Source organism: Tenacibaculum adriaticum (assembly GCF_008124875.1).
Taxonomy (GTDB): Bacteria; Bacteroidota; Bacteroidia; order Flavobacteriales; family Flavobacteriaceae; genus Polaribacter; species Polaribacter adriaticus.
Window position 1 is genome coordinate 780,004 of record NZ_VNIA01000001.1, and the last position, 23,231, is coordinate 803,234.

Annotated in this window: 21 protein-coding genes; 9 read left to right on the plus strand and 12 right to left on the minus strand. The window is 32.0% G+C overall.

Annotated features, from left to right (window positions below; translation table 11 throughout):
- Position 1: 1 nt before the first annotated feature.
- Positions 2-1,519 (minus strand): 2,3-bisphosphoglycerate-independent phosphoglycerate mutase, encoded by a 1,518-nt coding sequence (gene gpmI / locus C7447_RS03635; protein ID WP_148868852.1) that lies wholly within the window; start codon positions 1,517-1,519, stop codon positions 2-4.
- Between the two features lie 163 nt (positions 1,520-1,682).
- Complete coding sequence (locus tag C7447_RS03640) at positions 1,683-2,474, minus strand: M48 family metallopeptidase (protein ID WP_148868853.1); 792 nt, start codon at positions 2,472-2,474, stop codon at positions 1,683-1,685.
- Between the two features lie 460 nt (positions 2,475-2,934).
- Here C7447_RS03640 and C7447_RS03645 point away from each other — a divergent pair, with 460 nt between their 5' ends.
- The 3 genes from C7447_RS03645 to C7447_RS03655 all read left to right on the plus strand — a co-directional run bounded on the left by C7447_RS03645 (position 2,935) and on the right by C7447_RS03655 (position 6,996).
- Positions 2,935-4,524: an NADP-dependent glyceraldehyde-3-phosphate dehydrogenase gene (locus C7447_RS03645; RefSeq protein WP_394343750.1), complete on the plus strand. Its 1,590-nt coding sequence runs from the start codon at positions 2,935-2,937 to the stop codon at positions 4,522-4,524.
- Between the two features lie 398 nt (positions 4,525-4,922).
- Entirely contained in the window at positions 4,923-6,680 is a 1,758-nt protein-coding gene (locus C7447_RS03650; RefSeq protein ID WP_148868857.1) for an aromatic amino acid hydroxylase, read from the plus strand.
- Positions 6,681-6,717: 37 nt separating this feature from the next.
- Positions 6,718-6,996, plus strand: coding sequence for a rhodanese-like domain-containing protein (locus tag C7447_RS03655; RefSeq protein ID WP_148868858.1), 279 nt, complete (start codon positions 6,718-6,720; stop codon positions 6,994-6,996).
- Positions 6,997-7,003: 7 nt separating this feature from the next.
- Here the strand turns inward: C7447_RS03655 and C7447_RS03660 are convergent, their stop codons facing one another.
- Both C7447_RS03660 and alaS read right to left on the minus strand, forming a co-directional pair.
- Positions 7,004-7,954, minus strand: a complete 951-nt coding sequence (locus tag C7447_RS03660; protein WP_148868860.1) for a GSCFA domain-containing protein — start codon at positions 7,952-7,954, stop codon at positions 7,004-7,006.
- Positions 7,955-8,028: 74 nt separating this feature from the next.
- Positions 8,029-10,644: an alanine--tRNA ligase gene (gene alaS / locus C7447_RS03665; RefSeq protein ID WP_148868862.1), complete on the minus strand. Its 2,616-nt coding sequence runs from the start codon at positions 10,642-10,644 to the stop codon at positions 8,029-8,031.
- 147 nt (positions 10,645-10,791) lie between these two features.
- Here alaS and C7447_RS03670 point away from each other — a divergent pair, with 147 nt between their 5' ends.
- The 5 genes from C7447_RS03670 to C7447_RS03690 are packed head-to-tail and all read left to right on the plus strand — an operon-like array spanning position 10,792 to position 13,967.
- Positions 10,792-11,760 (plus strand): M23 family metallopeptidase, encoded by a 969-nt coding sequence (locus C7447_RS03670; protein ID WP_148868863.1) that lies wholly within the window; start codon positions 10,792-10,794, stop codon positions 11,758-11,760.
- Positions 11,761-11,766: 6 nt separating this feature from the next.
- Positions 11,767-12,096, plus strand: a complete 330-nt coding sequence (locus C7447_RS03675) for a MerR family transcriptional regulator (protein WP_148868865.1) — start codon at positions 11,767-11,769, stop codon at positions 12,094-12,096.
- A gap of 17 nt (positions 12,097-12,113) precedes the next feature.
- A complete protein-coding gene (locus tag C7447_RS03680) occupies positions 12,114-12,710 on the plus strand; it encodes a LemA family protein (RefSeq protein ID WP_148868867.1) in 597 nt (198 codons plus the stop codon).
- Between the two features lie 3 nt (positions 12,711-12,713).
- Positions 12,714-13,151: a TPM domain-containing protein gene (locus tag C7447_RS03685; RefSeq protein WP_148868868.1), complete on the plus strand. Its 438-nt coding sequence runs from the start codon at positions 12,714-12,716 to the stop codon at positions 13,149-13,151.
- Positions 13,152-13,967, plus strand: a complete 816-nt coding sequence (locus tag C7447_RS03690) for a TPM domain-containing protein (protein ID WP_148868870.1) — start codon at positions 13,152-13,154, stop codon at positions 13,965-13,967.
- A 99-nt stretch (positions 13,968-14,066) separates the two neighbouring features.
- Here the strand turns inward: C7447_RS03690 and C7447_RS03695 are convergent, their stop codons facing one another.
- From C7447_RS03695 to der, 7 genes are all read right to left on the minus strand, one after another.
- Complete coding sequence (locus tag C7447_RS03695; RefSeq protein WP_148868872.1) at positions 14,067-15,170, minus strand: PepSY-associated TM helix domain-containing protein; 1,104 nt, start codon at positions 15,168-15,170, stop codon at positions 14,067-14,069.
- A 25-nt stretch (positions 15,171-15,195) separates the two neighbouring features.
- Positions 15,196-15,564: a DUF423 domain-containing protein gene (locus tag C7447_RS03700; RefSeq protein WP_148868874.1), complete on the minus strand. Its 369-nt coding sequence runs from the start codon at positions 15,562-15,564 to the stop codon at positions 15,196-15,198.
- A gap of 27 nt (positions 15,565-15,591) precedes the next feature.
- Complete coding sequence (locus C7447_RS03705; RefSeq protein WP_170245894.1) at positions 15,592-16,179, minus strand: nucleotidyltransferase family protein; 588 nt, start codon at positions 16,177-16,179, stop codon at positions 15,592-15,594.
- Between the two features lie 4 nt (positions 16,180-16,183).
- Positions 16,184-17,203, minus strand: a complete 1,020-nt coding sequence (locus tag C7447_RS03710) for an XdhC family protein (protein WP_148868878.1) — start codon at positions 17,201-17,203, stop codon at positions 16,184-16,186.
- Positions 17,204-17,235: 32 nt separating this feature from the next.
- The gene (locus C7447_RS03715) at positions 17,236-18,798 is read right to left on the minus strand and encodes a protein adenylyltransferase SelO (protein ID WP_148868880.1); all 1,563 of its coding nucleotides are present in this window, start codon (positions 18,796-18,798) and stop codon (positions 17,236-17,238) included.
- Positions 18,799-18,866: 68 nt separating this feature from the next.
- The gene (locus C7447_RS03720; protein ID WP_148868882.1) at positions 18,867-20,063 is read right to left on the minus strand and encodes an acyltransferase family protein; all 1,197 of its coding nucleotides are present in this window, start codon (positions 20,061-20,063) and stop codon (positions 18,867-18,869) included.
- A 220-nt stretch (positions 20,064-20,283) separates the two neighbouring features.
- Entirely contained in the window at positions 20,284-21,588 is a 1,305-nt protein-coding gene (gene der / locus C7447_RS03725; RefSeq protein ID WP_148868883.1) for a ribosome biogenesis GTPase Der, read from the minus strand.
- A 180-nt stretch (positions 21,589-21,768) separates the two neighbouring features.
- On the opposite strand from der, the gene C7447_RS03730 reads away from it, so the two are divergent.
- Positions 21,769-22,281 (plus strand): ABC transporter ATP-binding protein, encoded by a 513-nt coding sequence (locus C7447_RS03730; protein WP_148868884.1) that lies wholly within the window; start codon positions 21,769-21,771, stop codon positions 22,279-22,281.
- Here C7447_RS03730 and era read toward each other — a convergent pair.
- Positions 22,278-23,159: a GTPase Era gene (gene era, locus C7447_RS03735; RefSeq protein ID WP_148868886.1), complete on the minus strand. Its 882-nt coding sequence runs from the start codon at positions 23,157-23,159 to the stop codon at positions 22,278-22,280. The two genes, C7447_RS03730 and era, sit on opposite strands and share 4 nt — an antisense overlap.
- Between the last annotated feature and the right edge of the window lie 72 nt (positions 23,160-23,231).

The following is a 23,231-nucleotide window of genomic DNA, read 5'->3' on the forward strand; positions in this document are numbered from 1 at the left end:
ATTAGATTAATGAATGTTGTGTCATTTCTTTAGGTTGTTCTATACCCATTAATTTTAAAATAGTTGGAGCAATATCTCCTAAAACACCATTTTTTATTGATTTTAAATCTTTGTCAATTAAAATCATAGGAACCGGGTTTGTGGTATGTGCTGTATTGGGTGTTCCGTCTGGATTAATCATGGTTTCACAATTACCATGATCTGCTATTAAAATAGTTGTATAATCATTTTCTAAAGCTGTTGTAACGACGTCTTTTACACATGCGTCTACTGCTTCACAAGCTTTCACTGCAGCTTCAAAAACGCCGGTATGCCCTACCATATCTCCGTTAGCAAAGTTTAAGCAAACAAAATCTACTTTGCCTTTTGTTAGTTCAGGTACAATGGCATCACGGATTTCATAAGCACTCATTTCTGGTTTTAAGTCGTATGTGGCAACTTTTGGAGATGGACATAATAATCGTTTTTCTCCTTTGAATTCTTTTTCTCTTCCTCCGGAAAAGAAAAATGTTACATGTGGATATTTTTCAGTTTCAGCAATTCTAATTTGCTTTTTTCCTGCAGTTTCTAGGACTTCACCTAAAGTATTTTCAATATTTTTATTATCGTAAACAACATGAATATTTTTAAAAGTAGCATCATAATTTGTTAGAGTAACAAAATACAATGGTAGCTTTTTCATGTTAAATTCTGGGAAGTCTTTCTGATTTAAGGCATTGGTTAATTGACGGCCTCTATCGGTTCTGAAGTTGAAAAAGATAACGACATCGTCTTCTTTAATATTTGCTTTTGGTTGCTTATTTTCATCAACCATGATGATTGGTTTGATGAATTCATCCGTTATATTTTCATCATAACTCTCTTGAATGCTCGAAACCGCATCCGAAGAAAAAGAACCTTTTCCATTAATCAAAGCGTCATAGGCTAAGTGTACGCGTTCCCAACGATTATCACGATCCATCGCATAATATCTACCTGTAATTGTTGCCAATTCACCAGTAGTCTCACTCATGAATTTTTGAATATCGTTGATGAAATATTTCCCAGATTTCGGGTCGCAATCACGACCGTCGGTAAACGCATGTAAATACACGTTCTCTAATCCAAATTTATCTGCGGAAGAAAGTAATCCTTTTAAATGATCTAGGTGCGAATGAATTCCTCCGTTGGAAACTAATCCTAAAAAATGCACATTTTTGTTATTTGCTTTCGCGTATTCGAATGCTTTTAGTAGTTCAGGTTCTTTGGCTAGCGAACCATCTTTTACTGCATTGTTTATTTTTGCTAAATTTTGATATACAATTCTACCTGCGCCTAAATTCATGTGGCCAACTTCCGAGTTTCCCATTTGTCCTTCAGGTAAACCGACGTGTTCTCCATCGGTACGTAATTCTGCGTTAGGAAATTTTTCGTATAACGAATTAATAAAAGGTGTTTTTGCGTTATAAATAGCAGATACTTTAGGATCTTGGGTAATTCCCCAACCGTCCAATATCATTAAGATTACTTTCTTGTTCATTGAGAATAGTTTGAAGAGTAAAAATAAGAAAGATTTTTTGATGCTTTTTAAAATATTACGAAACCGATAGAGTAGGCAGGTAAAAAAATAACTATTAGTAAAAAAAGCTTTCAGAAGAAATCTGAAAGCATTAGAAATTTATGAAGACTAGACGTAAAAATAATTACCTTTTAGCATATTTTTTAATAGCCTCTTTAATTTTTTCGATTCTGTTTTCTGGATCTGGGTGTGTGCTTTGAAACTCTGGAGTTCTGTTTGGCCCTGCTGCAGCTTTTAAAATTTCCATTACGTTAATTAAGTAGCGAGGATCGTACCCTGCTTTTACCATTAAACGAACACCTAAGTCATCACTTTCCAACTCGTCTTCTCGTCCATATTTCATGTTAACTACATTCGCAATAGCTGCAGCACCTTGTGCAGTACTTGGATCAAAGCCAACAGCTGCACCAGATAGTAAACCTTGTGTTAGATCTTGTTTTGCCATACGTGCTGCAGAGTGACGCCCAATTACATGTCCGATTTCATGTCCTAAAACACCCGCCAACATATTTTCGTTTAACCTTCCTTCTTGATTTACTAATTTAGAAAATAAAGCAAAGGTGATAAACACTTGTCCACCAGGTAACGCAAAAGCATTAATGGTTCGATCATCTCTTAATAAATGAAATTCAAAAGGGTAGCCAGATTTTTTAGCAATTGAATTATCTACTAATTTTTTACCTATAACATCAACAATTTGTTGGTATTGAGCGTTTGGGTGTAATCCACCATGCTGCTGTGCCATTGAAGGAGCAGAGCTTAAGCCAATTGCAATTTCTTCTTTTGGTGATATGGAAATATGTTGTTTTTTCCCAGTATACGGATTTGTTTCTGCGCTTGCACAATATTTTACTACAGCAAATAAAGCTATAGCAGCGCCAATTAATAGGCGTATGTTTAGTCCACTTCTTCTCATTTTTAATTTTTTTGTTACTGGCTAAAGATACAAAAACCATATTTTTTTAAAACATCCAATATACTGTTTTATAACAAAGCATTAATTTATCCATGGAAAATTCACCTAATGGTAAAATAAAATTAATTGAATAGTCTTTCATGTTTTTCTTTTTTAAGGAAAGAAAAAATTATCAAATTATCTGCAAAAAAGACTAGGTAAAGGTTATATATTATTGTGTTTTCATTTTTTAATTATTTGGATATAGGGCTATCTATATAAATAAGTTAGGTCTGTTTAAATTTTAATGTAGTAATCTTTTTTATTTCAATAATCATAACAGATGTTTCGAAATCCTTTTCGTGATTAGAGGTTATTTTTACGATAAAATACTCTTATTTTTCGTTAATTTGAGATTAGTAACTAGAATAGAATTAATCAAACTTAAAACTTTAGAATTTAGGTTTTAAAATAACTTATGATGAAAAAATTTACAGAAGTTCCAGAAGCATATAAAATTACTTCACTTTTACATCAAAAAACATATTTAGTTAATGGTGAATTAAAAGAATGGAAAGGTGATGTTGCTGAAGTCTATTCTACAATTTCATCAACTAATAAATACAAACCAACTTTATTAGGAACAGTTCCTAATTTAACAGAAAACGAAGCTTTAGAAGCTTTAAATTCCGCTTATAGAGCTTACGATAAAGGACAGGGTTTATGGCCAACAATGAAGGTTGTAGATAGAATTGAATGTATGGAGGGATTTGCAGAGCAAATGAAAACGAAACGTGATGAGGTTGTAAAGCTGTTAATGTGGGAAATAGGGAAATCTTTACCAGATTCTGAAAAAGAATTTGATAGAACAGTAGAATATATTTACGATACTATTGAAGATTATAAACAAATGGATAGAAATTCGGCAAAGTTTCAAAAAAATAGTGGAGTTTATGCGCATGTTAGACGTGGACCTTTGGGTGTAGTTTTATGTCTAGGTCCCTATAATTATCCTTTAAATGAAACATTTGCATTGTTAATTCCTGCCTTAATTATGGGGAACACAGCTGTTTTTAAACCTGCAAAACATGGAGTTTTATTATTATCTCCATTAATGGAAGCTTTTAAAAATAGTTTTCCAGAAGGAGTTGTAAATGTTATTTATGGTAGAGGTAGGGTTTTAGCTACGCCTATTATGAAAACAGGTAAGGTGGATGTTTTGGCTTTAATAGGTAATAGCAAGTCTGCAAATGCTATTCAAGGAAACCATCCTTTTAAAAATAGATTGCGTTTAGTTCTTGGTTTAGAAGCTAAAAATCCTGGAATAGTATTGCCAGAAGCAGATTTAGATTTGGCAATTGATGAGTGTATTTCTGGAACAACTTCTTTTAACGGACAACGTTGTACAGCTTTAAAAATATTATATGTTCATGAACAAATTGTAGATGAGTTTAATAAACGATTTGCAGAAAGAATTGATGCTTTAAAATTTGGAAATCCTTGGGAAAACGGTGTAAAATTAACACCTTTACCAGAACCAGAAAAACCAGCATATATTCAAGAATTGATAGATGATGCAACTTCTAAAGGAGCAAAAGTGATCAATAAAAAAGGAGGAGAAATTTCTGATAATTATATTTTTCCAGCAGTTTTATATCCAGTTTCTAAAGAAATGAGAGTCTTTCAAGAAGAACAATTTGGACCTGTAACTCCAATAGTTTCTTTTAAAAATATTCAAGAGCCTTTGGATGATATGGCAGAATCTAATTACGGACAACAAGTAAGTGTTTTTGGTAGTGAAGTAAAGACTCTAGCACCTTTAATTGATAGTTTAGTAAACTTAGTTTGTAGAGTAAATTTAAATAGTGCTGCTCAACGTGGTCCAGATGTATATCCTTTTACAGGAAGAAAAGATTCTGCAGTCTCAACTTTAAGTGTGCATGATGCTTTACGTTCTTTTTCTATTAGAACATTTGTAGCGTCTAAAGACACAGATTATAATAATGCTATTTTAAAAGAATTATTAAATAAAAAAGCTTCTAATTTTATCAATACAGATTATCTTTTATAAAAATAATTAGAAATTTATATAAAACAAAAAAACTCCTTTTTGGAGTTTTTTTGTTTAGCTAAAGCCAACGTCTGTTAAATTATCTAAAAAAATAAACTGCCTTAAAAGGCGGTTATAATAACTCATGTTTTGTAAAATTAAGACTTATGAAAGGTTACAATTATTGGTAATTATTTTTTAATTTATTTAGTATAGAAGAGTTCATATGTTGTATTTAAAGTTATTGTCAACTTAATCGTATAGGTGTAGAATAAGGTGTTCTTGCTATAAGCACATTATTTTAAATCATTTTTTTTGTTTTTACTAATATTGGTGTCCGCAGTTTTATAGAGCTAAAACTTGTTGTGAGGTTGAATTTTCTTAACTTTATAGCTTTGAATCATATAAGATTATAAAGTATGGATACTCACTTTGAGTTAAATGAAGTTACTAAAAAGTTACCCAAACATTTACATAAGTTTGTAGTAAGACAACCGTATGAAGAGTATACAGCACAAAACCAAGCAGTGTGGCGTTATGTGATGCAAATGAACGTAGATTATTTAAAGAAAGTTGCTCATTCATCTTATATTGAAGGTCTAGAAAAAACTGGAATTTCGATTGATTATATTCCGAAAATGGATGGAATGAATCGTATTTTAAAAGAAATTGGTTGGGCTGCTGTTTCTGTAGATGGTTTTATTCCACCAAATGCATTTATGGAATTTCAAGCATACAAAGTGTTAGTTATAGCATCAGATATGCGTACTATTGATCATATTGAGTATACACCAGCCCCTGATATTATTCATGAAGCAGCAGGTCATGCTCCTATTATTGCAAATCCTGAATATGCAGAATATTTACGAAGATTTGGGGAAATCGGGGCGAAAGCAATTTCATCTGCAAAAGATTACGAAATGTATGAAGCTATTCGTTTGTTATCTATTTTAAAAGAAGATCCAAATTCATCAGAAAATGAGATTAATGAAGCACAAGAGAAAGTAGAATGGCTACAAAATAATATGGGAGAGCTTTCTGAGATGGCTCAGATACGAAATTTGCATTGGTGGACGGTTGAATATGGATTAATAGGAACTATAGATAATCCAAAGATTTATGGAGCAGGTTTATTATCGTCTATTGGTGAAAGCGCATGGTGTATGCAGGATGAAGTCAAAAAACTCCCTTATACTTTAGACGCGTGTAATGTAAATTTTGATATTACTAAACCTCAACCTCAATTGTTCGTAACACCAGATTTTGCTCATCTAAGTTCTGTTTTAGAAGAGTTTGCCAATAGTATGGCGGTAAGAAAAGGAGGGCTGATTGGTGTAGAAAAGTTAATAGATTCTCAAAATTTAGGAACAATCGAGTTGAGTTCAGGTATTCAAATTTCAGGGGTATTCACTAATGTAATTACGGATGAAGATAAGAATCCGATTTATGTACAAACGACAGGAAAAACTGCTTTATCATATCAAAACAAAGAGTTATTAGGCCACGGTACAGATTACCATGCGGAAGGTTTTGGATGTCCAATAGGGAAGTTAAAAAGCATTTCGATGCCAATAGAGAAAATGAGTCCTTACGATTTAGATAGATTTGGTATTTACGAAGGTAGATTTATGGAGCTTGATTTTGAAAGTGGTGTAAGAGTAGAAGGAGAAATAATAACAGGAACTCGAAATATAAAAGGGGATGTTATGATTATTTCTTTTAAGAATTGTTTAGTAACAGAATACGATAAAATTTTATTTCGCCCAGAATGGGGAATATATGATATGGCAGTTGGTGCAGAAATTATTTCAGCTTTTGCAGGAGCTGCGGATGTAACTTCATTTGAAGAAACGGGCAAAGTATCAGAAACGAAAACACATAAAATAGAGCATTCTTTAAAGAGTAAAGAGCTGTATCAGTTATATGCTAAAGTTAGAAAAATGAGAGAGGAAAAAACAGCTACAGATGTTTTTATCAGCCAAGTTTTTGATGTTTTATTAAAAGACCATCCAAATGATTGGTTATTGCCGCTTGAGCTTTACGAATTATGTATTGGTAAAAATTTTACAGTACAACCTTATCTGGAAAAACACATAAAAGAATTGAAATGTAACAAAAGCTACAAAAGATTAATAGAAAATGGTTTAGCTTTGCTGCCGAAAGAACAAATTATTTAAAAAAATGGGATTTTTCAATTTATTTAGAAGAAAGAATATGACAAACGAAATTAAAGAATATTTAGAAAAAGGTGCAGTTGTTTTAGATGTACGTACAGTAGAAGAATATAATGAAGGACACTGCAAAGGTTCAACACTTATAACGTTAGGAACGGTTCCTGTTCGTGTAGATGAAATTAAAGCATGGAACAAACCTGTAATAGCAGTATGTAGAAGTGGAGCTCGTAGTGGGCAAGCTACTCAGTTTTTGAAAAACCATGGTTTAGATGTAGTTAATGGTGGCCCTTGGCAAAATGTTGCACAACATTTAAATTAAGAAGAAATTAAAATTGTATAAAAGGAAATGCTTTTTGAAGTGTTTCCTTTTTTTGTTGTAAATTTTTTAAAAACTGCTGATGTTGTTCTGTGTTTGGATTAAAAGGTCTGTGAGCTAATCCTTTTTGAATGGTGTCAACAGAGTTCATTGTTGTGTTAGCATTTTCGGAAATCCATGAAAATTGAAACTTTCCCCAAATATAGTTGACGGCTGTTTGATTTGGATGAATCATATCCTCTGTATAAAAACGATAATCTCTTAATTCATCCATCATAATTTCATACGACGGAAAGTAGTGTGAGTTTTTTCTCGGTTCAACAATAGTATGAATTGCTGAAAGTAAATGTGCTTTACTTTGTTGATTTTCTATAAAACCATCTTTTAAATGACGAACCGGAGAAACGGTTAAGATAATGGAAGCTTTGTTGTTTACACTTTTTATTAAAGCAATTATAGATTCTAAACTTTCTGAAATCTCATCAACAGATAGGATTTCTTTTAAAAATTTTTTCTGAGTAATTTTATGACAATTAGCGACGAAACTATCTGTTTCTATAAATCGATATACCCAGGCTGTTCCTAAGGTAATTACTATGTGAGAAGCTTCTTTTAATTGCTGGAAAGTTGAATTAATAGCAGAATTTAAATTTTCAATCAGTTCGTTTTTATCCGAAGAACTTAAACTTGAATGTGCGTCAAATGAATGCCAAAGCTCATTGTGAGAAAAAATATCTTCTTCAGAATATGTTTTTTGATTAATTGCATCCGTAATCAGTTTTTCAATAGCTTTTGGGTGGAATAGAATTCCAAAAGGATTTACTACTGATTGGAATTTGAAATACGCTAATTTATCACCAATATTTTCAGAAAAACAAGAGCCTAACAATAACAACTTTGAGTTGTAATCAATTTGATGATGTGGTTGCTTTTTTAGTGGTATTTGAGTTTGTAATTGCATTGTGATAAAGGTAAAAGAAAAAAGGTTCAAAGTAAAACAAACTTTGAACCTTCTATAGTTTTATATTGTAAGAATTAGCTTAAATATTCTTTAGCTTTATCTAATACTTTTGGTATTCCACCAGGGTTTTTACCACCGGCAGTTGCAAAGAAATTTTGTCCACCACCACCACCGTGGATGTATTTTCCTAATTCACGAACCACTTTACCGGCATCGTAACCTTTTTCGTTTGCTAAATCTTTAGAAATATAACACGTTAACATTGCTTTTTCCTTACTTGGAGCTGTAGCAAAAAGCAAGAATAGGTTCTCTACCTCACCACCTAATTCAAACATTAGGTTTTTAATTCCGTTAGGATCTAAATCAATTTTTGTTGCTAAAAAGTTTACTCCGTTTATTTCTTGTAACTGACTTTTTAAATCGCCTTTTAAGTTTTTAGCTTTATCTTTTAGTAACTGTTCAATTTGTTTCTTTAAAGAGGTGTTTTCATCTTGTAAACTACTTACTGATTTTGCTACATCCTTTGGGTTTTTTAATAACTGTTTAACTTCAGAAAAATCCTTTTCAATAGTTTCAAAATAATCACCAACAGCAACATTAGAAATAGCTTCTATACGACGAATTCCAGATGCAACAGCACCTTCAGACTTTATTTTGAAATACCAAATATCACCAGTTTGTTGTACGTGAGTTCCTCCACACAGTTCCATCGATTGTCCGAATTTAATTGCACGAACACTGTCTCCATATTTTTCACCAAATAAAGCAATAGCTCCTTCATCAATAGCTTGTTGCATAGGTATATTTCTTCTTTCTGTTAACGGAATATTCTCACGAATACGTGCATTAACAAACTCTTCAATTTCGTTTAATTGTTCTTTTTCAACTTTTGAAAAATGAGAGAAGTCAAAACGTAAATAATCAGGGCTTACTAAGGATCCTTTTTGCTCAACATGCGTTCCTAAAATAGTACGCAGTGCTTGGTGTAATAAGTGGGTTGCAGTATGATTACTTGCAGATAAGTTTCTGAATTCATCGTTTACTACAGCTTTGTATGTTTCGCTTAAGTTTTTTGGAAGGTTCTTAGCAAAGTGTATAATTACATTATTCTCTTTTTTAGTATCTAAAATATGAATTACATCACCATTTGAAGTCTCTAAATATCCTTTGTCCCCAACTTGTCCACCACCTTCAGGGTAAAATGGTGTCATATTAAAGACTAATTGATATTGATCTCCGTCTTTTTTGGTAGTAACTTTTCTATAACGAGTTAGTTTTACATCAACTTTTAAGGTGTCGTAACCAACAAATTCTTCGATTTCATCTTCTAAAACAGTAACCCAATCACCGGTTTCGCTTGCAGAAGCAGAACGAGAACGATCTTTTTGTTTTTTCATTTCTGAAGCAAATTCATCTTCATTAATAGAAAAACCTTTTTCACGAGCGATTAATTGTGTTAAATCTAATGGGAATCCGTAGGTATCGTATAATTCAAAAGCTTTTGAACCAGAAATAGTTTTTCCTTTTGTGGTTTCAATAACTTTATCTAATAATAATAAACCTTGGTCTAAGGTGCGTAAAAATGAAGCTTCTTCTTCTTTAATTACGTTGTTAACTAAAGAGTCTTGCTTTCTAATTTCAGGAAACGCGTCACCCATTTGATGACTTAATGTTTCTGCTAACTTATAAATGAAAGGTTCTTTTTTATTTAAGAACGTGAAGCCGTAACGAATAGCTCTTCTTAAAATTCTTCTAATCACATAACCAGCACCATTGTTACTAGGTAACTGTCCGTCGGCAATTGCAAAGGCAACCGCACGAACGTGATCTGCAATTACACGAATAGCGATATCTACTTTTTCATCTTTTCCGTAAGCAACATTAGTAATTGTTTCAATTTCTCTAATTAACGGAGTAAAAACATCAGTATCGTAGTTTGACTGAACATCTTGTAAAACCATACATAAACGCTCAAATCCCATACCTGTATCGATATGTTTTGCAGGAAGCTCTTCTAAAGATCCGTTAGCTTTACGATTGTATTGCATAAAAACTAAGTTCCATATTTCTACAACCTGTGGATGATCCATATTTACTAAAGACTTTCCATCTACTTTAGCTTTTTCATTCGCAGAACGGATGTCTACATGAATTTCAGAACAAGGTCCACAAGGTCCTTGCTCACCCATTTCCCAGAAATTATCTTTTTTATTCCCTTTTAAAATTCGATCTTCAGCTATATGAGTTTTCCATAAATCATAAGCTTCCATATCCATTTTTGTGCCGTCTTCTTTATCGCCCTCAAAAACAGTTACGTATAAAATATCTTTATCAATTCCGTAAACTTTGGTTAGTAATTCCCAAGCCCAAGAAATTGCTTCTTTTTTAAAGTAATCACCAAAACTCCAGTTTCCTAACATCTCAAACATGGTGTGATGATAAGTATCGTAACCAACTTCTTCTAAGTCGTTATGCTTACCAGATACGCGCAAACATTTTTGAGTATCAGAAATTCTTGAATTTTTAGGAGTGGCATTTCCCAAGAAATATTCTTTAAAAGGTGCCATACCAGAATTGGTAAACATTAAAGTTGGATCGTTTTTTAACACCATTGGCGCAGAGGGAACAATAGTATGTTGTTTAGATTCAAAAAACGCTAAAAACTTCTTTCTTACTTCTTGAGATTTCATTCGATTGACAATCGGATTTTGTTAAATTAATTCTAATTAAAACGATAATAAATTAAAGTTTTAAAACATTTTGTAAATTTGTGAGTTTTCTAACTGTTTTTTATTTGAAAACCCCATAAAAATCACAAAAATAGTATATTTAGTCGTATGGCAAAAGTAAAATATTATTATGACCCTGACACTTTGTCTTACAGGAAGATAAAGGTAAGGAAACGAGATAAATTTAAAAATACCATTATTGGTCTTTTAAGTGTGTTACTAACCGCATTTTTTGGATTTATTGTTTTTAGTCAGTTTTTAACTTCCCCAAAAGAGAGAACTCAAAAAAGAGAATTAGAGAATTTAAAACTTCACTACGAATTGTTAAGCAAAAGACTACAGGAAAGTTCAGAAATACTTGCTGATTTACAAGAGCGGGATAATTATATTTACAGAACTTATTTTGAAGCAAATCCAATACCAGAAGAGCAGCGGAAAGCTGGTTTTGGAGGTGTAAATAGGTATAAAAACTTAGAAGGTTTTGATAATAGCGGAATGATAAAAAATGTAACTAAAAATTTAGATATTTTATCGAAACAAATGGTAGTGCAATCTAAATCTTTAGATGAAATTGTAGAGTTAGCAAAAGAAAAAGAAAAAATGTTGGCTTCGATACCTGCGATTCAACCCGTAAAGAATGAGGATTTGAAAAGAATGGCTTCGGGGTTTGGCATGCGTTTACACCCTATTTTAAAATCGTGGAGAATGCATAATGGGATGGATTTTACTTCACCAACAGGAACGCCTATTTTTGCTTCTGGAAATGGCGAGGTTACGATTGCTACTAGAAGTTCAACCTTCGGAAATGTTGTATATATAGATCACGGTTATGGTTATGAAACCATTTATGCACACATGAGTAAGATCGTTGCTAAAAAAAGACAGAAAGTAAAGCGAGGGGATTTAATTGGTTATGTTGGAAACACAGGTCGCTCGGCAGCACCTCATTTACACTACGAAGTACATAAGAACAAAAGACCGTTAAATCCTATTTATTATTATTATGGAGATTTAACTCCAGAAGAATTTTTAGCGATGCAAAAAGCCTCGCAGCAGCTAGGACAATCTTATGATTAATTTATAATGCACGTAGATTTACCCGAAAAAAGATATTACAAGATAGGAGAAGTAGCTAACGCTTTTGGTGTAAATACTTCTCTTATTCGTTTTTGGGAAGGTGAATTTGATGTAATTAAACCTAAAAAGAATGCAAAAGGAAATCGATTATTTACAATCGAGGATATTGAAAACTTCAAAATTATTTATAATTTAGTTAAAGAAAGAGGATTTACTTTAGAAGGAGCTAAACAGAAACTAAAGAGAAATCCAGATGAGGTAGTAGAAAATCACGAAATTATTAGTAGATTAGAAGCCATAAAAGCTGAATTAACTAAGATAAAAAATCAATTATAAATCAAAAAATAAAAATTATGAAAAAATGGTTAGTACCTATAATTATTCTTGCAGTATTTGCATTCGCTTTATATAATTGGGCAGTAGGATTTAATAATACAGCTGTAGAATACCAAGAAAATGCAAAAACATCATGGTCTAATGTAGAAAGTTCTTATCAAAGAAGAAATGACTTAATTGGGAATTTGGTAAAAACGGTACAAGGAGCTGCAGATTTTGAAAAAAGTACATTAACAGCAGTAATTGAAGCTAGAGCCAAAGCAACTCAAACTACAATAAACGCTGGTGATTTAACGCCAGAAAACATGGCTAAATTTCAAGAAGCACAAACTGGTTTAAGCGGTGCTTTATCTAGGTTATTAGTGTCTGTAGAAAGATACCCAGATATTAAGGCTAACAAAAACTTTTTAGAATTACAAAGCCAGTTAGAAGGAACTGAAAACAGAATTAACGTAGCACGTGATCGTTTTAATGAAAATGTAAATATTTATAACAAGCACATTAAAAAATTCCCAGGGTCTATATTAGCAGGGTTTTTCAATTTTGATGAAATGGCTCGTTACAAAGCAGATTCAGGTTCAGAAAATGCACCAGATGTAGATTTTAAATTTTAATAGATGTCTAACGTAGAAGATTTTCTTTCTATAGAAGAGGAACAGGAAATCGTTCTGGCAATAAGACAAGCAGAGCGAAATACTTCTGGTGAAATACGAGTTCATATAGAGAAATCATCCCAGATTTCTCATTATAATCGTGCATTAGAAGTGTTTCGTATGCTTAAAATGTTCAATACCAAACAGCAAAATGCTGTGTTAATTTATGTGGCTGTAGAAGATCATAAATTTGTAATTTATGGAGATAAAGGGATTGATGCGGTTGTGCCTAAAGACTTTTGGGATTCAACTAAAGATATAATGCAAAAACAGTTCAAAAAAGGAAATTTTAAACAAGGAATTATTGAGGGTGTTTTGAAAACAGGAGAAGAGTTAAAAGTACACTTCCCTTGGAATCAAGACGATTCAAATGAACTATCTAATGAAGTTTCTAAAGGCTAAATGAAGAAATTTCAACAACATATAACTTTACTTTTTTTCTTCGGATTATTATTTGCGCAAAATTCATTTGCACAGTTTGATATACCCAAAAAGCCAGATTTTCAAACCAGTGTTTATGATTATATTGGGTTACTTTCTGCAAGTGAAAAATCTGCCTTAGAAAATAAACTTATTAAGTATTCTGATACTACTTCAACTCAAATTGTAGTAGCCATAATAGCTACAACAAACGGAGAAGAGATTGGTTATTTAGCAACCAATTGGGCTCATGAATGGGGAATAGGAGGAAGCAAAGAAAAGGACAACGGTGTATTTATGTTATTAGCTAAAGACGATAGAAAAATCACCATAAGAACTGGGTATGGAGTTGAACATTTATTAACCGATTATACTTCTCGACAAATTATAGAATACGATATTCTTCCACATTTTAAAAATGGAAATTACTATGCTGGCTTGGACAGTGGGGCTAATGCCGTTTTTAAAGTAATGAAAGGTGAATATCAAGGAACTCGTAAAAAAAGTAAGGATGGATTTGATCCTGGTTTTATTATCTTCATTGTCATCATCATTATTTTCTTTATACTTATTTCTCGTGGCAATCGAGGTAATCGAGGAGGTGGTTATCGTAATTATAGAGACGATAACACAAGTAGAAGTATTTTAGAGACTATTATTTTAAGCAATGCAGGTCGTGGAGGCTTTGGCGGTGGTTTCGGAGGAGGTTCTGGAGGTTTCGGAGGAGGAAGCGGCGGCTTTGGTGGTGGTTTCGGCGGTGGAGGCTTCGGAGGTGGTGGGGCTACTGGTGGTTGGTAAAAATGACACCTTTGTAAAAATATTTCTGGCATTTTTTTTTATGAAAAAACACATGGTAAAGGTAGTTTTTTTGTATGTGTTTGAGTTCTAAGAATATTATTATCTTTTTTTAACATTTCTACCTCTCCAGATTAAAAACCCACTTATTGGTAGTCCAGCAATAAAAAGACTAGCTAAAAAAGCAAATATTTTGCCAGTTAAACCAAAATACTGTCCTGTATGTAAACCATAATTCATTTCCTGTAATTTTAATCCAGCGCTTTTATCTTCATAAAAATGATTTTCTAAGTGCTCTCCAGTTTTAGGATGGAAATAGAAATTTGATTGATGGTGAAATTCTAAAGAATTTGGATAGGCTCCAGTTATAATAGGTAATTTTTCTCCTTGATCCCAAACAAAAAACATTCCGCTATTTGGTAAAATAGCGTAAGTTTTTAGAAAGGCTGTGTCAATTGGATTAACTTCAATTTTTATTGAAGTTATCTCTATAGTTGGAGGGGTGTTTTCTTCAGGGTATTGGTTACCAAAATTACCAATAATATATAAACTATCATGCATCCATTCATAAGAAAAACTAAGTCCAGTAACGGTAATGACAAAAGCAAGCAATAAACTATAAAGGCCTGTAACTCTGTGCCAATCATAATTTAATCTTCGCCATCTGGCATTCCACTTAATTTTAAAATTCATCGAACTATTTTTCCATTTTTTCGGCCACCAAAGTACGATGCCGGTTAAAAGCATTATGATGAAAATTAACGTTGAAATACCTACGATTTGCCTTCCAATTTCTTCAGGAAGTAAAAGATACATATGAATACTTTCAACAATTAAAAAAAAGTCTTTTTCTAAATTTTGAATATGGAGTAAATCTCCAGAATAGGGGTTGAAATAAACATTATGAGGTACCTCTTTTATAATTACATAAACCTGTGCTGGACGTTCATTATTCTGATATACTACCATATTAGCATTGGTATCAGGAAAACGTTCTTTAACGGTTTTAAGAAGTTTAGAAGGAAGAATAAATTCTTTATTTTGTGGAGCTACCTTTCTCCAAGGTTGTGTTACGTCTTGAATTTCATCATGAAACACAAAGATAGTGCCTGTAATAGCAACAATAAAAACTACAAGACCAGATGTAAGTCCAAGCCATAAATGTATTTTTCCTATCCAATTTTTAAGGTTGTTTTTTCTAGCCATATAATAAGATATATAGTTTTGTTGTTTAGATGTGTTTAAGTACTAACAAAACCCAACCAGATAATAAAAATAAACCACCAATAGGAGTTATTGGTCCTAAAAAACGAAGTTTCTTTCCTTGTGCATCAGAAAGCACTAAACCGTAAATACTAAAAGAAAATAAAATTACACCAAGGGTAAAACACCAGTATATAGTGTTATTTAGGTCTTTAAAATTAAAGCCTAGAATTAGTAAAACAATAGCGTGATACATTTGATATTTCACTCCTGTTTCAAAACTTTTTAATTGTTCTTCAGACAGGTTTTTTTTTAATGTATGCGCGCCAAATGCACCAAAAATTACAGATAACATCCCGAAGATAGAAGCTGTAATAATAATTGTTTCTTGTGTCATTATTTATTGTTTAGACAGCAAAAATACTTACTTTTTAATGGAAGAGATAAAATCTTGATATTCTTTTATAGTATCTATGTCTATAAATTCTTCTGATTGTAATATAAGGCTATTTACTTTAAAAGAATTTAATAAGTTTCGAGCGCCTTTATCACCACTAAGTTGTTTTAAATCTTCAAAATAGGTTTTTGGAAAAATTGCTGGAACTCCCAGTTTTCCATCGTAATTTGAAGCAGATATTTGTTTAGGATTCTTAAGAAATAATTGTATTAATGAATTTAAATATTCCGAACCTACGTTAGGTTGGTCTCCTAACATAATTAAAACAGCATCAAAATTCATAGGTATGAGGTGCTCAATTCCTGAAATGATGCTCGAGCTTATTCCGTTTTTATAATTAATGTTTAAAACTGTTTCGATATTATAATTTTTAATTGAAGATTTAATTTTTTCAGCATTTGCTCCTAATACACATAACACTTTTGAAGCATTAGAGTTTAGAGCAGTGTTAATAGTAATCCCTAAAAGAGTTGAATTGCCAATGGGTAAAAGTTGTTTAGGCGTTCCCATTCTTGAAGAGCTACCCGCGGCTAGAATTAGAATAGCAATATTCATATTCTTAAGCATTAATTTTTCCGACACTATTTTTTAAAGATATAGGTTCTTTTTTTCTAGTAACCGCTAAAATTTCAGATAAAATAGATAGAGCAATTTCTTCTGGGGTTTCTGCGCCAAGGTGTAAACCCGCTGGCATGTGTAAATCGTCTAAAAATTCTTCAGAAACGTTGGGAGCAAGCTCGAAAATTTCGGAAAACATTCTATCTCTACGATTAGGAGCCCCTAAAACACCAATATAACCAAGGGCTATATTTTGTAGTCTTAACACGTACTTTAAATCTAAAACGTAGCTATGATTCATAACAACAAGAGCTGTATGCTGGTTTAAAGTAGAAGTATTAAAAGTTTCTGGATTGTTTGGGGTCATAGATTTAGCTCCAGGAAAATCTGTTAATTGTTTTGGGTCTTTTAAAGAACAAATAACATCAATTTCCCAACCTAATAAAGAAGCCATAGTACATAATTTTACAGCATCGTGTTCAGCACCTATAATTATCAGTTTAAAGGGAGGTTGTAATTGTTGAGAAAAAATATGTAAATTTTGAAAATCTTGGGGGTTAAAGTTATTAGAAAAAGTAAAACTAGAATTATCTTCAAACCTAATAACAGATCCAAACTTACCATATACTTCATCATTTTGTTCGTAAAAAGATTGGATTTCAAACGAATTTCGAACTTCTAATTGAGAAGTAAAAGCATTTAAAAAATCATTAGAAACTGTAAAAGATTCTAATAATATGTACAAAATACCTTCACATCCTAATCTGTATCTACCGTCATAGGTAATTACTTTCGCTTTTTCATCATTAAATATTGACTGAGCTCTACGACAAACTTCTTTTTCTACACAGCCACCACTAATTGCCCCAGTCATTTTTCCGTTCTCTGCAATAAGCATTCTAACTCCTGGTTTTCGGTATGAAGAACCGTCTAAAAAAACAACGGTGGCAAGTACATTTTTCAACCCTTTTTCTTGGTTAATTTTTGCTTGCTGAACAATGTGTTTAAATTCGTGTGTCATTTTCAGAAAATACTAATATACAATAAATTCGATTATGAACTACACGATAACATTGAGCAGCCAATTTTGTTACGTGCCCATTCTGGTCGTTTCGCAAACCATTTTTCATAGTTTGGCTGTTCCTTATATGGTTTTTTAAGTAATTGATATAATTCATCAATTAACTCATAATCTCCTTTATCAGCATCGTCTATAGCAAGTTGCGCCATGTAATTTCGCAATACATACTTCGGATTTATGAGATTCATGTTTTTCTTTCTTTCTTCATCGGAAAGCGCTTCTGTTTTTAAGACTTTTAAATAATTTGAAAACCAATTCCCCCATTCATTCTTAATTTCTCCTTTTATTTCTTCGGGATTGTAAAAAGCAAATTCAATTTTATTAATAGCATTTTCGGGAGTGTCGTTTTTATTAATATTACCTAAATTTCTGAAGAAAATAGTGTAATCTGTTTCGCTGAGTTGTAAAACTTTTTCAAGTTGAGATATAATTTCTGATGAATCTTCTGAGGATAATAAACCTAATTTAGCTTGCATCATGTTCTCATACTCTATTAGATATAATTTTTCGTATTCTTCGAGAATTTTTTGAAGAGGTGTAGCATCTTCTACCAATGGGTACAATGCATTGGCTAGTTTGTATAAATTCCACATACCAATATATGGTTGATTTCCATACCGATATCTGCGATGTTGTGCATCGGTTGTATTAGGTGTCCATTGATAATCAAAACCTTCTAACCAACCATAAGGGCCATAATCGATAGTAAGTCCGAGAATAGACATGTTATCTGTGTTCATCACTCCGTGTACAAACCCAACACGTTGCCAATGCACAATCATGTCGATAGTTCGGTTACGAACTTCAGTTAAAAAATCCAGATATTTTTGTTTTCCTTCGGAAGTAATTTCAGGATAAAAATAATTGATTGTATAATCTGCAAGTAATTGTAATGTTTGATGATTTTCTCTTGAAGCTAGAATCTCAAAATTCCCAAACCTAATGAAGCTTTGGGCTGCTCTACAAACAACAGCACCTTTTTCATAAGCTGGATTTCCATTATACATTACATCTCTCATAACCTTATCTCCTGATAAGCTGAACGATAAAGAACGAGTGGTAGGAACTCCTAAATGAAACATAGCTTCGCTACACAAATGCTCTCTAACAGAAGAGCGTAATACAGCTAAACCATCCGCAGAACGAGAATAAGGAGTTTCACCAGCACCTTTTAGTTGCAACGCCCAACGTTGATTGTTGTGTAAAACCTCAAATAAATTGATAGCGCGACCGTCACCTAATTGTCCTGCCCAATTTCCGAATTGATGTCCACCATAACACATGGCATACGGATGTGTATTTTCATATACTTGATTACCTGAAAAAAACTTTAGAAAATCTTCTGAAGTAGCATCTTCTTTAGTTAACCCAATCTCTTGTAACATTTCATCCGAAATATGGATAAGTTTTGGATTAGATGTCTTTTTTGGTTCAACATATGAAAAACATGCATCAACTACCTGTCGACGATGGTTCTCTAAAACTTTATCACCTGGTAATTCTTTACGAAAAGTATCATCAATTTGTAACTTCATGAGTTGATTTTTTTTTAGTAAATATGTTCTATATTTTACAGCTTTAGGTATAATTGCAAAGAGTTCTTTTATAATTTTATATATATCTTTTTTTTGTATAATATGTGGCCAACACCCCAGTTTATTAGTACAAAGAGTAATGCAAAAACTAAGGAAGCTAAATAATTATTACTAAATATAGAATTTATATAGTTGCTATATAAAAATGATTTTATAGAATTCCAATTACCATTATGAGTTAAACCAATATTACCAATAAGTATAGATAACAAGAATGATATAACATATATAAACAGTGGATTTACTCCAAATGATTCAAAAAAGGCACTCCACTTTTTTTTCTCTTTAACATCAATTATCCATATCAGCAACGCCAGACTAAGAGCTCCTAGACCACTAGTAACCAAAACAAAAGAAGAACTCCATATTTTCTTGTTAATTGGAAATCCATAATTAATTAAAAAACCGATAAACAAAATAATAGTTCCAACAATAAATATTTTTTGTAGAGTATTGTTCATTTCTGTTTTTTCCGAAATTATTTTTCCAATTAGAAATCCGACCAACACTTGTGAGATAGCTGGAATTGTGCTAAAAAGACCTTCAGGATCGAGAACTAGTTGTGTTCCATTAGAAAAATGGTCAGTATACATGTGATTTGCTCCCAGAACAGCTCTGTCAATAATAGCAACAATACTATTTTCGGTTGGCAGATAACTTTCTGTTGCTCCTATAATTACCCAATACAAAATTAAAATACTGCCTATTAACCACGGAATGTATTTATGTTTTATTAGAAGAATAATTATGGATCCAAAAAATGAAATGAGCGCAAGTCGTTGCAAAACTCCAAGAATGCGCAAATTATCATAGCTTAAAGCCGCTTGGCTAATTTTTTGAAAAAAACCAAAGCTAGATTCTTCATTCGTTAGTGAATTAAATTTACTCAAAAAAAGACTAAACCAGTTCAATAAAAGTCCTATAATAAATATTAATAACGATCTCTTTGCTATCTTTTTAAATGTCTTTGCAGAAAACTTAAAATCAAATTTTCTAAAAGATAGGTACATAGACACTCCCATAATCAAAACAAAAAAAGGGAACACCAAATCTGTAGGGCTTAACCCATTCCACTCTGCATGACTTAAAGGAGTATATTTATAACTCCAATCTCCTGGATTGTTTACTAATATCATTGCAGAAATTGTAATTCCTCTAAATACATCAAGAGCTAACAGTCTTTTTTCTGATTTTACTTTATTCATTTAAACTGATTTTTATTGTGTGCATTTAAGAATGGATATGTAAAAACAAGATAATAAAATTATATAAAATAAGAGGAAGCCGTTTTCTTAAACTGTAATTTGTTTTCTTATTTGAATTCAATTTTGACATGATTTTTGTTCTTTTTTGATGCTTTCCAAAAAAAAAATATCCTGTGAGTAATTACTCACAGGATATTTTTTGTTAAATCACTATTGTATTTTATTTCTGTCTAAAATAAATAGTTATCGGCACACCCGTAAAATTATAACGTTCTCGTAATTGATTTTCAAGGTAACGTCTATATGGATCTCTTATATACTGTGGAAGATTTGCAAAGAAAGCAAACTGTGGTGTATGCGTAGGTAATTGCATACAATATTTTATTTTGATAAACTTTCCTTTAGTTGCTGGAGGTGGATTATGTTCAATGATATCCAACATAGTTTCGTTTAGCTTACTAGTTTGTATTTTTCTTTTTCTGTTTTCGTAAACTTCGACTGCAGCTTCAATAGCTTTAAAAATACGTTGTTTGTTTAGTACAGAAATAAATATAATAGGAACATCGGTAAAAGGAGCAATAGTTTTACGGATTTTTGCTTCATAATCACGCATTGTATTTGTCTCTTTTTCTATTAAATCCCATTTATTAACTAAAATAACAATACCTTTTCTGTTCTTTTCTGCCAGCCAGAATATTTTTTCATCTTGACCTTCAAAATCACGTGTGGCATCAACCACAAGTATCGCAACATCACAATGTTCAATAGCACGAACAGCGCGCATTACAGAATAAAATTCTAAATCTTCTTTTACTTTCGATTTTTTACGAATTCCGGCAGTATCAACTAAATTGAAATCAAATCCGAAACGATTATACTTAGTATCAATAGAATCACGAGTGGTACCCGCAATATCTGTTACGATATTTCTTTCTTCACCAATTAAAGCGTTAATAAACGATGATTTCCCAGCATTGGGTCTTCCAACAACAGCAAAACGTGGTAGTTCATCTTCTTCAACTTCGTTATCTTCTGGTATTTCTTTTACAATTGCATCTAACAACTCCCCAGTTCCACTACCATTAATAGATGAGATTGTATAATATTCTCCTAAACCAAGATTATAAAATTCGACAGCATCAGCATCACGCATTGCGTTATCAACTTTATTAACTGCCATAAAAAGAGGTTTTTTAACTTGGCGTAATATTTTTGCAACTTCTGTATCCATAGGTGTAATCCCTTGCTCAACATCAACTACAAAAACAATAATATCTGCTTCTTCAATAGCTAATTGAACTTGTTTGCGAATTTCTCCTTCAAAAATATCATCAGACCCAACAATGTATCCTCCGGTGTCTATTACGGAGAATTCTTTTCCATTCCATTCTGATTTTCCGTAGTGACGATCACGTGTCACACCACTTACAGAATCGACTATTGCCTCACGACGTTGTACTAATCGGTTAAATAAAGTTGACTTTCCTACGTTAGGTCTCCCTACAATGGCTACAATACTACTCATTTTGCAAAAATTTGTGCAAAGATAGTTTTAATTTGTGATTATAGTTAATAAAGCTTTGTTTTTGAAGGGGCTTGGTTTTTAGAGTTTTGTTATCACTTCAATGGAGAATACAAGTAAACCTATTTGATGTAATTTTTTTGTATTAGATTTGAGAAAGTTGATTAATAGTTTTGGGTTAAAATGAATAGAAGAGAAGAACAGAATAGTGAAATATTTCTTCGACCTCGATTTTCGATTATGTGTGAGAGAAAAGCAACAGAGGTAATGCATACACTTTTATCAAACCTAAAGGAAAATAAAAAAGATTTTAAAACTAGGATTTCTGATAATCATATTTTTATTGATATTCCAGAAAAGGAAACTCATTTTTGGTCACCGCAATTACATTTTGAGGTAGTTGAAGATGAGGGAAAGACAAAAATTAAAGGATTATTTGGGCCTAAACCACAAGTTTGGACATTATTTATGTTTGTTCATTTCTTTGTAGCTACTGCTTTTATAGGCTTTACAATCATGTTTTATGTGAAAAACAAATTTGGAGAAAGCGTAGTTTTTCCACTAGTAATGTTAGTAGTCTTACCTATTATTTGGTTTTTATTATATTTTTTAGGTCAATTTGGAAAACAAACAGGAAAAAATCAAATGGATGATTTAAAAAACTTCATGAAAGACATTCTTGAAAATATTAATTAATCCTTATAACCAAAACGTTTTAACTGACGGTCGTTTGAGCGCCAATTTTTATTTACTTTAACATACAAATCTAAAAACACTTTTTTATCAAAGAACTTTTCTAAGTCTTTTCGAGCCTCTGTACCAACACGTTTTATAGCGGCTCCTTTATGCCCGATAATAATACCTTTTTGAGTTTCACGTTCTACCATTATTACTGAGCGAATCTTTATAATACCGTCTTCTTCGGAAAAACTTTCAGTTTCTACTTCTACTGAATAAGGTATTTCTTTTTTATACTGTTGCAAAATTTTCTCTCTAATTTTTTCATTAACAAAAAAACGTTCAGATTTATCGGTTAATTGATCTTTAGGGTAAAATGGAGGAGAGTCGGGTAACAGCTCTATAATTTTATAAAAAACACTTTCTACATTAAATTTTTCTAATGCTGAAATTACATAAACGAATGAGTTTGGAACTTTTGCACGCCAATAAGCAATTTTTTCATCCACTTCTTCTGGAGTAGACTTATCAATTTTATTAAGTAATAAGATTACAGGTATTTTACTATTTATGATCTTATTAAAGAAAGCATCATTTTTAAGCTCTTTCTCACCCACTTCCACCATGTAAATTAAGACATCGGCATCATCAAAAGCAGACTTGACAAAATCCATCATAGATTCTTGTAATTCGTAAGCGGGTTGTATAATTCCAGGGGTGTCTGAAAATACAATTTGATAATCTTCACCATTTACAATACCTAAAATTCGATGGCGTGTAGTTTGCGCTTTAGAGGTAATGATTGAAAGTTTCTCGCCTACTAAGGCATTCATTAAGGTTGATTTTCCAACATTTGGGTTTCCAATAATGTTTACAAATCCTGCTTTATGTGTCATGTAGCAAAGGTAATTGTTTTTTAGAGTGATAGTTATAATAGTTAAAAAATAGTTTTTATAAAAAAATAAAAA